Origin of the sequence: Gluconobacter sp. NFX36, assembly GCF_049887835.1 — a bacterium.
Lineage (GTDB): Bacteria > Pseudomonadota > Alphaproteobacteria > Acetobacterales > Acetobacteraceae > Gluconobacter > Gluconobacter japonicus_A.
This window is the reverse complement of the sequence record NZ_JAGEKJ010000032.1, coordinates 1-9,315: the sequence shown is the minus strand read 5'-3', so window position 1 is coordinate 9,315 and position 9,315 is coordinate 1. Positions and strand designations below refer to the sequence as shown.

General features: G+C 54.2%; 11 protein-coding genes and 2 pseudogenes. 7 read left to right on the top strand and 6 right to left on the bottom strand.

Annotated elements, in window-relative coordinates; translation table 11 throughout:
• The coding region (locus tag J4P41_RS15385) for an IS3 family transposase (RefSeq protein ID WP_426067798.1) at window positions 1–242 on the top strand (242 nt) is incomplete at its 5' end.
• A 170-nt stretch (window positions 243–412) separates the two neighbouring features.
• The gene (locus J4P41_RS15380; protein WP_426067797.1) at window positions 413–1,372 is read left to right on the top strand and encodes an IS110 family transposase; all 960 of its coding nucleotides are present in this window, start codon (window positions 413–415) and stop codon (window positions 1,370–1,372) included.
• A 208-nt stretch (window positions 1,373–1,580) separates the two neighbouring features.
• Here J4P41_RS15380 and J4P41_RS15375 read toward each other — a convergent pair whose 3' ends face one another.
• The 3 genes from J4P41_RS15375 to J4P41_RS15365 form a co-directional block, all read right to left on the bottom strand.
• Window positions 1,581–1,910, bottom strand: coding sequence for a HigA family addiction module antitoxin (locus tag J4P41_RS15375; protein WP_426067796.1), 330 nt, complete (start codon window positions 1,908–1,910; stop codon window positions 1,581–1,583).
• Window positions 1,900–2,172, bottom strand: coding sequence for a type II toxin-antitoxin system RelE/ParE family toxin (locus J4P41_RS15370; RefSeq protein WP_426067795.1), 273 nt, complete (start codon window positions 2,170–2,172; stop codon window positions 1,900–1,902). Before J4P41_RS15370 ends, J4P41_RS15375 begins: the two co-directional genes overlap by 11 nt.
• Window positions 2,173–2,479: 307 nt before the next feature.
• On the bottom strand, window positions 2,480–2,926 hold the full coding sequence (locus tag J4P41_RS15365; RefSeq protein ID WP_426067794.1) for a hypothetical protein: 447 nt from the start codon (window positions 2,924–2,926) through the stop codon (window positions 2,480–2,482).
• A 126-nt stretch (window positions 2,927–3,052) separates the two neighbouring features.
• Here J4P41_RS15365 and scpB point away from each other — a divergent pair, with 126 nt between their 5' ends.
• Window positions 3,053–3,586, top strand: coding sequence for an SMC-Scp complex subunit ScpB (gene scpB, locus J4P41_RS15360; RefSeq protein ID WP_426067793.1), 534 nt, complete (start codon window positions 3,053–3,055; stop codon window positions 3,584–3,586).
• A gap of 575 nt (window positions 3,587–4,161) precedes the next feature.
• Here the strand turns inward: scpB and J4P41_RS15355 are convergent.
• Window positions 4,162–4,950, bottom strand: a pseudogene (locus tag J4P41_RS15355) (IS481 family transposase); the annotation flags it as partial.
• 254 nt (window positions 4,951–5,204) lie between these two features.
• Between J4P41_RS15355 and J4P41_RS15350 the strand changes: the two are divergent.
• From J4P41_RS15350 to J4P41_RS15340, 3 genes are read left to right on the top strand one after another with little or no spacing between them, the layout of a single operon-like run.
• Window positions 5,205–5,921, top strand: a complete 717-nt coding sequence (locus J4P41_RS15350; protein WP_235993398.1) for an IS110 family transposase — start codon at window positions 5,205–5,207, stop codon at window positions 5,919–5,921.
• Entirely contained in the window at window positions 5,815–6,165 is a 351-nt protein-coding gene (locus tag J4P41_RS15345) for a transposase (protein ID WP_338030066.1), read from the top strand. Before J4P41_RS15350 ends, J4P41_RS15345 begins: the two co-directional genes overlap by 107 nt.
• Window positions 6,166–6,171: 6 nt before the next feature.
• Entirely contained in the window at window positions 6,172–6,510 is a 339-nt protein-coding gene (locus J4P41_RS15340) for a nuclear transport factor 2 family protein (RefSeq protein ID WP_077804096.1), read from the top strand.
• A 38-nt stretch (window positions 6,511–6,548) separates the two neighbouring features.
• Here J4P41_RS15340 and J4P41_RS15335 read toward each other — a convergent pair whose 3' ends face one another.
• Window positions 6,549–7,667 carry an MFS transporter gene (locus J4P41_RS15335; protein WP_211556245.1) on the bottom strand — a complete coding sequence of 373 codons (1,119 nt, stop codon included), beginning with the start codon at window positions 7,665–7,667 and terminating at the stop codon, window positions 6,549–6,551.
• Window positions 7,668–7,748: 81 nt separating this feature from the next.
• On the opposite strand from J4P41_RS15335, the gene J4P41_RS15330 reads away from it, so the two are divergent.
• Complete coding sequence (locus J4P41_RS15330; RefSeq protein ID WP_159264462.1) at window positions 7,749–8,351, top strand: TetR/AcrR family transcriptional regulator; 603 nt, start codon at window positions 7,749–7,751, stop codon at window positions 8,349–8,351.
• A 266-nt stretch (window positions 8,352–8,617) separates the two neighbouring features.
• Here J4P41_RS15330 and J4P41_RS15325 read toward each other — a convergent pair.
• Window positions 8,618–9,010: pseudogene (locus J4P41_RS15325) on the bottom strand (helix-turn-helix domain-containing protein); the annotation flags it as partial.
• Window positions 9,011–9,315: the final 305 nt, after the last annotated feature.

The window sequence follows — 9,315 nt, the reverse complement described above, 5'->3', positions numbered from 1 at the left end:
ACCGGACAATCAAGGAAGCAACCGTCAAACGCTTCCATTACGACAGTCATGAGCAGTTGAGGACACACCTCAACGACTTCATGGCAGCCTATAATTTCGGGCGAAGACTCAAGACCCTCAGTGGCCTCACACCTTACGAATACGTCTGTAAAATCTGGACTTCAGAGCCAGAAAGATTCATCATCAATCCAACCCATCAAATCCCGGGACTAAACACCTTATGTGTTTCCAGCCTGTTATGATGACCTCATGAACGCCCCTGACCAGGGGCGTTCATGAGGTGAGATACAGCGCTTAACACCTGGTAGCCTGACCACGTTTTCTAGCAGGCTGATCTCGCCTCTCTTCACCGTCTCGAACAGTTGACGGCGGCCCGCTTTCGGGACCGCGAACATAAGAAAGAGAGAGTGATATGTCTGCGCAAACCGTCATTGGAATAGACGTGTCCCGAGACTGGCTCGATGGCTTTTGCCTGCCAGAAAAGCAGAGATTTCGTTTTCAGAATTCACCTGATGGCCATGCCAGATTACTGGAAACTCTTCAGAGTATGCCGGACGGTCTCAAAATTGGGTTTGAAGCCACCGGTGGACAGGAATGGGCACTCTGGCGTCTTCTCATCAGTATGGGACACAATGCAGTCCAGTTGCCCCCTGCACAGATCAAAGCTTTCGCACTCTCCATGGGGAAACGCGCGAAAACCGATCAGATCGATGCGGAATTGATTGCGCGCTTTATGGCTTTTCGTCCAGAAGCAGGACGAACACTGCCGGATGTAAAACTCCAGTTTCTGCGGGCACTGACGGTGCGCAGAGCTCAGATGGTGGAGGCACGTAAACGGCTTTCTGCCCAGATTTCGGCGCGCCGCAAGCAGGGTGTGAGCGCTGAACTGGAGGACATGGACAGCAGTCTCAAAGAATTTCTCGAAAGCCAGATCAGCGAGCTCGAACAACGGATTGAAAGCGTTATCGCAGAGGCAGAAGAACTCTCCGCGAAAGCAGAACTTCTCCGCTCCATTCCTGGTATCGGCCCGGTATCAGTCTCCATGCTTCTCGCAGAAATGCCGGAACTCGGCCGTATGACGGCGACAGAAGCTGCTGCCATGGCCGGACTTGCACCAATGGCTCACGATAGTGGCGCGATGCGGGGGAAACGTGTCATTTCAGGGGGAAGAAGATCTCTCCGCCACGTCCTGTTCCAGGCAGGATTGGCAGCTGCCTGCCATAATCCGGTTCTGAAAGCTGTTGCCAAGCGTCTGAAAGAGCGGGGTAAGCCACATAAACTGGTGATCGTCGCTATCGCACGGCGTCTCATCACAATCGCAAATGCTGTCCTGAAAACAGGCCTGCCGTGGCGCATTAGCCCCGTCGTTTAAACACAATTGCTAGATGCGGGATCGACATTATGAATGGCCGCTTTTCTATTAACACCACATTAAATCCGACATTCCGTCCCCCAAAAGGGGACGGATTTCAAAAGGAACAAGGGGGTCAACGGGGGAAGCATTCCCCCTTGCCTGCTGCTCAATGGGTAGCCATTGAGCACTGCTGGCTCTCTTTGAATGCTCTTCTGGAAATAGGCCCTTACGCGACCTGATAGTCGACCGCGTGCTGCGCAGGCGTGAAGAACAGACGGACCTTCAAATCCCCTTCATGTTCACGGGCCTGCGCAAGGTCAAACGTGCTCTGCATCCGCATCAATGTCTCTGCCCGGACACCAAAGGCTTTCTCAAAACGAATGGCCATATCCGCCGAAAGACTAGCCCGACCATTCAGCAATGCACTGATAGCCTGACGCGAAACACCGAAATGCTCAGCCACGTCGTTGACCCGGATATTGTGCGGCTCAAGCAGTTCTGTCCGGATCCAGTCCCCGACATGCACAGCCAGAGAAGAATGCATCTTAAGAGCCATGATAATCCTCCAATGTCATATCCAGAAGAGCACCGTCTTCACGAACCCTGAACGTCAACCGCCAGTTTTTCGTAACTGTCATGGACCACGTTCCGGCTCTGTCCCCCGTTAAAGGATGCAGCCCGTAATTCGGCGGCACAGACAGCTCTTCCAACGAACCGGCAGCATCAATAAAAGCCAGCATCTTCCGTAAACGGTTGATATCGCCGACCAGACCTTTGGCATTTCCTGTTTCAAAGAAACGCCGGAGGCCTTTATGCACGATACTCTCTATCTCCATAAGCGGAAAGTATGACTTTACGCCCCAGAATGTCAAGCAATGCTTTACATTCCGTATGACGGCTCTCTTTGAGGTAATCCTCTTGACTGCTCCACCGGGTTGCCCGCAGGTTGTGCGGGATTACTAGCCTTGAAGGACGGTAACGGCTGAAATTGTCGTTCGTTTTCAGAGGGTTGTCTGCTTGGTACTTTGCAGAGCGTGCGGGTTCGAGTCCCGCAGTTTAAGTGTCTCCCGGACCCGCTTATTTTGTCGTTCCTTACCAATTTACCCGTTAAAATCAGACAGCAAGTTAGAGCTTACTTGCCTCTATTCCGAAGTGATACATCCCTTCGAAAAAGTCTCCGATCGCCAGACGTCGTCGGAACGTCAGCCGCCGTTGCGCCAGATGATACACGCGATCATGCAGCAGATGGCAGCGCTGGCACAGCGCCCGAAGATTGCGCATCCGGTTGACCGTGGGGTCGTGGTTCAGATGCGCAGCGGCCAAAACCACCTTGGTTTGTCGGGTCTGAAGCAAAGCGATGAGATCCGGAGGCGCGACAGGCCGCCCCCTTTTATTGTACCAGTACCCCGTCTCCGGATGCTTCCACCGACCACCCGGAAGGACCTGCAGGATTTGTCCATGGGGTCGACCACACTGCTGACATATTCCTCCGGCCCGCTCGAACCGCACCTGTCGGCTCAACGCGGTCCAGTCAGGAGGATAAAGCGCTTTCAGTTCCGGTCGGATCGGCATTCCTGTCTTTTAACACAAAACAAAGCCTAACGGCGACGTCTCGTGGGTCCTGATCGCCTACTCTCTTAGAAAAGATCCACCCCCGAGCCTATCTCAAACTCTGGCGGAAAGCGGCGAACCGGCCCTATGCTCCGACTCATGAGAGCCTCTCCCTCCGACCCCATCCGCCTGGCCGAAGCCCTGCTCTTTCAAAGCAGCGGTCCCGTTTCGCGAACGATGCTGGCTCGGGCTCTGGGGGAGGACGTGGAAATCTCTCAGATCATCAGCCAGGTGGCCAGGCGCACCGAAGGGATGGGGTTTGAGATCGTCGCGGTTGGAGACGGCTGGATGTTCCGTACCGCCCCCGATCTCGCAGAGGCCCTGACAGAGGCATTAGAAAAACCACCAGAGCGTTTACCCCGCGCCGTACTCGAAGTGCTGCTGATTGCTGCGCGTCAGCCGGTCACCCGACCCGAGATCGAAAGCTTCCGAGATGCCGCCCTGCCCCAAAAGACCCTGACGCTGTTGCAGGAGAAGGGCCTCATTCGCAGCGTCGGACGCAAATCCGTTCCGGGTCAGCCCCAGCTCTGGGGGACGACCGAGACTTTCCTCGTGACCTACGGCCTTCGGTCCCTGGCTGAACTGGATCCGCTCCTCGAAGGGCTGAGAGGCCCGCTTTAGGCCCTTTTGGGCTTATTCTACGGAGTTTTAGGGACTGTTTTTTGTCCTTATAACACGTAGTAATGTTCTCTTACCGCACTTAAAAAAAAGCCGGATAATGGCGGATAAAACAGAAAAGCCTCTATGTAACGCGCGCACCAGAATTCTTACGATCTTGGCACTGAGACACCCTAATACGCTTAAAAGGTAATTCTCGGCCTTTTTACAAAAATTTCCCCTTTTTCCTGATCTATGTCCGTTAATTTACTTTATCGGACATAGGGTAGTATGCATGAAATCGTCTCTAAAATGCTCTTCCTATGTGCTGATTTGGAGCCCTTGTCCTCGGACAAAAACAACTCTGGAAAAGATGGTTTCATCGCCTCTGCCATTCCGGGCGTGAGGAATTACACCCCCGCATAGACCCACAATCCTTTATCGGTTGTGCAGCGGCTTTGGGGGGGGGGAAGCGAAAGGTCTGCTTTTAGATCCTATTACAAACAAGCAGACATCGTTGATTAGTCTCCTTCGCTTCAAACGAAAAATTGATTACTTAAGACTCTCCAAATCATCTAGGTGTTTAGTCCCGTGGTTTGATGGGTTGGATTATGGAAGCGTTTGACGGTTGCTTCCTTGATTGTCCGGTTCATCCGCTCAACCTGACCGTTCGTCCAGGGATGATTGGGTTTCGTCAGACGATGTTCGATCCCGTGAGCTTCGCAGATCATGTCGAAACGCATGGGGCGAGACCAGGCCGTATTGCGGTTACGGGGCTGATCAGCGAACTGGATGCCGTTATCGGTCAGAATGGTATGGATCCGGTAAGGAATGATGCTCAGGAGATATTCGAGGAATTCCCAGGCGGTCTTCCGATCGGCTTTCCCGACGAGTTGTGTGACAGCGAACTTGCTGGTCCGATCGATGGCGACGAAGAGATACAGCTTGCCTTCAGCAGTCTGGACCTCGGCAATATCGATGTGAAAAAAGCCGATGGGATAGCGTTTGAAACGTTGTCGTCTGGGCTTGTCTCCCTCGATATCCGGAAGCCGGGATATTCCGTGGCGCTGCAGGCAGCGATGCAGGGCCGAGCGTGTCAGATGGGGAATGCTGGCCTGCAGGGCATAAAGGCAGTCATCCAGCGGCAGCAACGTATGCCGGCGAAACGCCACGATCATTGCTTCGTCCGTCTCGGACAGAACTGTGGATCGCGGCTCTTTGGGACCTGTCTTCTGATCCTCAACCGTTTGACGCTTCCGCCACTTTGCAACTGTTTTCGGGTTGACCCCGAACTTCTTGCTCAGCGTCGCGAGCGAAGCCTGCGATCGCTGTATTGCTGCTCGCACGGCGTGCGTGGTCGTGGCGCTGCCATGACGTATCTGTCCCATAAGGCTTCCTTCCACTCGCGTGAAAATACCACACCATCAAACCCCGGGACTAAACACCTTATGTGTTTCCAGCCTGTTATGATGGCCTCATGAACGACCCTGGCCAGGGTCGTTCATGAGGTGAGATACAGCGCTTAACACCTGGTAGCCTGACCACGTTTTCTAGCAGGCTGATCTCGCCTCTCTTCACCGTCTCGAACAGTTGACGGCGGCCCGGTTCCGGGACCGCGAACATAAGAAAGAGAGAGAGTGATATGTCTTCGGAAACGGTCATTGGAGTAGATGTGTCTCGAGACTGGCTTGATGGCTTTTGCCTGCCAGAAAAGCAGAGATTTCGTTTTCAGAATTCACCTGATGGCCATGCCAGATTACTGGAAACTCTTCAGAGTATGCCGGACGGTCTCACGGTTGGATTTGAAGCCACCGGTGGACAGGAATGGGCACTCTGGCGTGTTCTCATCAGTATGGGACTCAATGCCGTCCAGTTGCCTCCAGCACAGATCAAAGCTTTCGCACTCGCCATGGGGAAACGCGCGAAAACCGATCAGATCGATGCGGAATTGATTGCGCGCTTTATGGCTTTTCGTCCAGAAGCAGGACGAACACTGCCGGATGAGAAGCTCCAGTTTCTGCGGGCACTGACGGTGCGCAGAGCTCAGATGGTGGAGGCACGTAAACGGCTTTCTGCCCAGATTTCGGCGCGCCGCAAGCAAGGTGTGAGCGCTGAACTGGAGGAGATGGACAGCAGTCTCAAAGCATTTCTCGAAAGCCAGATCAGCGAGCTTGAACAACGGATTGAAAAGCGTTATCGCAAAGGCAGAAGAACTCTCCGCCATAGCAGAGCCTCTCCGTTTCATTCCTGGTATGGGCCCGGTATCAGTCGCCATGCTTCTCGCAGAAATGCCAAAGCTCGGCCCCATGACAGCGACAGAAGCCGCTGCCATGACCGGACTTGCGCCAATGGCTCATGATAGTGGCGCGATGCGTGGGAAACGGGTCATTTCAGGGGGAAGAAGATCTCTCCGCCACGTGCTGTTCCAGGCAGGATTGGCAGCTGCCTGCCATAATCCAGTTCTGAAAGCTGTTGCCAAGCGCATGAAAGAGCGGGGTAAACCACATAAACTAGTGATCGTCGCTATCGCACGGCGCCTCATCACAATCGCCAACGCTATCCTCAAAACTGGAGTGCCATGGCGCATTAGCTCCGCCGCTTAAACACAGTTGCTAGGCGGCCTTGCCCATTTTACTGGTCTGCCGCTTATCGATCTGCGGGGTGACGTCGCGATTGTCACATCCTACCTCATGATTATTCATCTTGACCATGAAGGTCATCGACGCGAACTGCCAAATCATGGGGCCTCGACGGGATACCGCATTCACCGCGTGGTCGTGAACCGTTGGGAGCTTGAACGGCACAAAGGTCGCTGGATGATTGCCAGGCGCACCCTTCTGCCCGTCGACGGGTCGGCTGAGCAGCAGGAGCTGCTGCGCAGGGGTTTGAATGGGGTGTATCGCAGATCATTGGGATCTGAAGAGAACGAAGACCCGATCGACGGATAGTTGATGGTGTCGCAAAACGCCGCAGGTTGGTCAGTTTCTTACAACGATGGCCGACCAGAGACAGCAACGCCGCCCAAAGCCAGAATAATGGCGGCTATGAAGGCAGAACTTATATTGCCAGGGAGATATTCCAAAAACGATGACAGGAATTGCCCCATAAAAATGGCAACAGACAGGTAGGCAAGTGCTGAGCCGCGTTCGACAGAGTGGGTGCGTTCGATCGTCAGGTGATTGACGAGGGGAACTGTCAGTCCGAAACCGGTCCCGAGCATGATTGCAGCGCCAATCATCGGGACTGCCGTCATCATGGAAGCAAAAAGTGCATGGGCGGCTGCATAGGCCAGAAAGCCCGCCCGCAAAGTGTTTTGCTCCCCGATACGCCGACAGATTTTTGGGAGAAACCACGCTGCTCCTACAGCGACAAGAGAGACGAATGACAGAAAATACCCTGTTTGCGCCTCGGAGAAGTGAATGCCTTCCAGCCGTCTGGGCAAGGAGATGATCGCTGTGAAGAACACGGTCATGGAGAGGAGAGCGGCTATATATATTCGCGCCAGTTTGCCCAGAACAGAACCTCGATCTGCTTCTGTTTGGGGTGACGCAACGGGTTTGACTGGCGGATACGGTACGAACAGTTCGACGAGGACGAGAAAGACCCAACTCATCAGATAGAGCGAAAACGGCCATTGCCATCCCATACTGGCGAGGAGTCCTCCCAGAGACAGGAAGATAACGCCTCCCAGTTCAATGGCCATGCCCTGGAGTGCGATCATCTTGAGCCGCGCGTGTCCCTCAAAAAAATCGGATAAAAGCCCTGTGCCCGAAGCCATCACGATCGCTGTTGCTCCCCCGAGCAAAAGCCGGTCAGAAAAGATCAATACTGCGTTGCTCAGCCATATACATGCCAGCCCGAGCGCTCCGTACAGAGCGAGGCCAATACGCAAGGCCTGGCGAGAGCCAAGGCGTGTAATCAGGTGGCCGGCAAAGGGGCCAAAGATCACTACGCCGAGTGAGGGCAAGGTGACCAGCCAGCTTGCTTCCTGGGAGAGACCGAGAGCCGTCGCGATGCCGGGCAGGCCAGGTACGATAACGCAGCCGACCATGATCGTCAGACATGCGACACAGAGCAGAGCAAAGACGCCCCTTCGCTTTAACATGGACATTTCCTGTTTGGGCAATCTAAATACGAGACCAAGGTATCATAATATATACGAGACCGGCGTACCGCAATGACGAAAATGACAACCTCTACTCGCTCTCCGGGGCGCCCGCGCGATAATAAAGTTGGGCCAAGCCTGTTGGCGGCAGCCCGGCAGCTCGTCCTGCAACACGGATATTGCGGTGTCAGCATCCAGATGATTGCAACAGAGGCTGGTGTTGGCAGGCAGACGCTCTATCGCCGATGGCCGAGTAAGGCTGAACTCGTTCTGGCCGCGTTCCTGGAAAGCGCTGGTGATGCGGACGTTCTATCGGACGGCCGCGCCGAGAAGCGGTTGCTGCATTTTCTGGTCAACGTGTTCAGGAACTTGCAGCAGGATGGACCTGCGATCAGGAACCTGATTGCGTCCGCGCAGGACGATCCCGAATTTCTAAAGAGTTTCCGGGCCGGTTTTGTTGAGCCAAGAGCGGAAATCGTCGCCACCATTTTTCGTGACGGCATTGCAAACGGAGAAATCCTGGAAGATGCCGATGTGGAAATGGCGGTCGCCGCGTTTCATGGTGCATTTTGGTATCACCTTCTTCTGGGAGGCAAACTTGATGCTGAATTCGCGCAGCGCCTTACGAGGCTCATTATGAAAAGTATTTCAAAAGAGCCTCGTGAAGAGGAACTATTGAAATAGTTCATTCACCATGTGGACAGCGTCCAGATAAAATTATTTGAATTTATTCATCTATGTTTGACCGTATCGCCTGAATGGGAGCCATCGTGCCGAAGACTCTATCCCGGCGGATGAGCGCGTGGAACAAAGCGGCTGCAATATGAGCGAGGATATCTGCTGAAGTTCTGCGGAAGTCGATCAGACCGTTTGCTGATTCAGTCTCTAGCAACTGTGTTTAAGCGGCGGAGCTAATGCGCCATGGCACTCCAGTTTTGAGGATAGCGTTGGCGATTGTGATATGAAACACCGAAACGCTTCTCAATCACCCGCTTCAGATCAATACTGCGCCAACGGACCACACAGCCTCGGTTACGATCAGGTCCGGCGACGATCAATGCCGAGAGCTCCGCCTGCTGGTCCGCCGTCAGGCGGCAGACAGAGGCATTGCACCATTGATACCGCAGGCCGGCTGGGCCTGCAGCATTGAACCGGAGCACCCAGTCCCGCAGGGTTTGCCGGTCCATGCCACCGATCCGCGCCGCTTCGCCTCGACTGCTACCCTCACGCACCGCAGCCAGAGACAAAAGGCGCCTTGCAACATTCGCATCCCGTGTACGAGCGGCCAGCCACCGAAGCGCATCAGCCGTATAATCCGTCCGTAAAGCAATCGCTCTAGCCATACCCGACCCTCCGTCCAAGGACTGAATCAGAACAGCCTTCGGTATCATTATCAGGTGGACGTGTGGCGCGGGAACTGACGGCCCTGGTGGAAAGATATGGCAAACCCTCATGATTGTCAGTGACAACGGTACGGAGTTCACATCCCATGCCATCCTGAAATGGGCGGATGAGATGAAGGTGGAGGGTTCGAAAAACCTTCTGGATTTGAGGGTTCCTCTGTGATTCCATCTCTCCTGCGTTGATTGGGGATGATGGCAGATGAAGCAGCCGAGTTTCTTTGATGTTGAAGAGCGGCTGGCCCGGT

Bases quoted from the DNA above. Each gene is read 5' to 3' on its own strand.
- J4P41_RS15345 (WP_338030066.1), top strand. From the start codon at position 5,815: ATGGGCCCGGTATCAGTCGCCATGCTTCTCGCAGAAATGCCAAAGCTC.
- J4P41_RS15350 (WP_235993398.1), top strand. From the start codon at position 5,205: ATGTCTTCGGAAACGGTCATTGGAGTAGATGTGTCTCGAGACTGGCTT.
- scpB (WP_426067793.1), top strand. From the start codon at position 3,053: ATGCTCCGACTCATGAGAGCCTCTCCCTCCGACCCCATCCGCCTGGCC.
- J4P41_RS15380 (WP_426067797.1), top strand. From the start codon at position 413: ATGTCTGCGCAAACCGTCATTGGAATAGACGTGTCCCGAGACTGGCTC.
- J4P41_RS15335 (WP_211556245.1), bottom strand. From the start codon at position 7,667: ATGTTAAAGCGAAGGGGCGTCTTTGCTCTGCTCTGTGTCGCATGTCTG.
- J4P41_RS15365 (WP_426067794.1), bottom strand. From the start codon at position 2,926: ATGCCGATCCGACCGGAACTGAAAGCGCTTTATCCTCCTGACTGGACC.
- J4P41_RS15330 (WP_159264462.1), top strand. From the start codon at position 7,749: ATGACAACCTCTACTCGCTCTCCGGGGCGCCCGCGCGATAATAAAGTT.
- J4P41_RS15375 (WP_426067796.1), bottom strand. From the start codon at position 1,910: ATGGCTCTTAAGATGCATTCTTCTCTGGCTGTGCATGTCGGGGACTGG.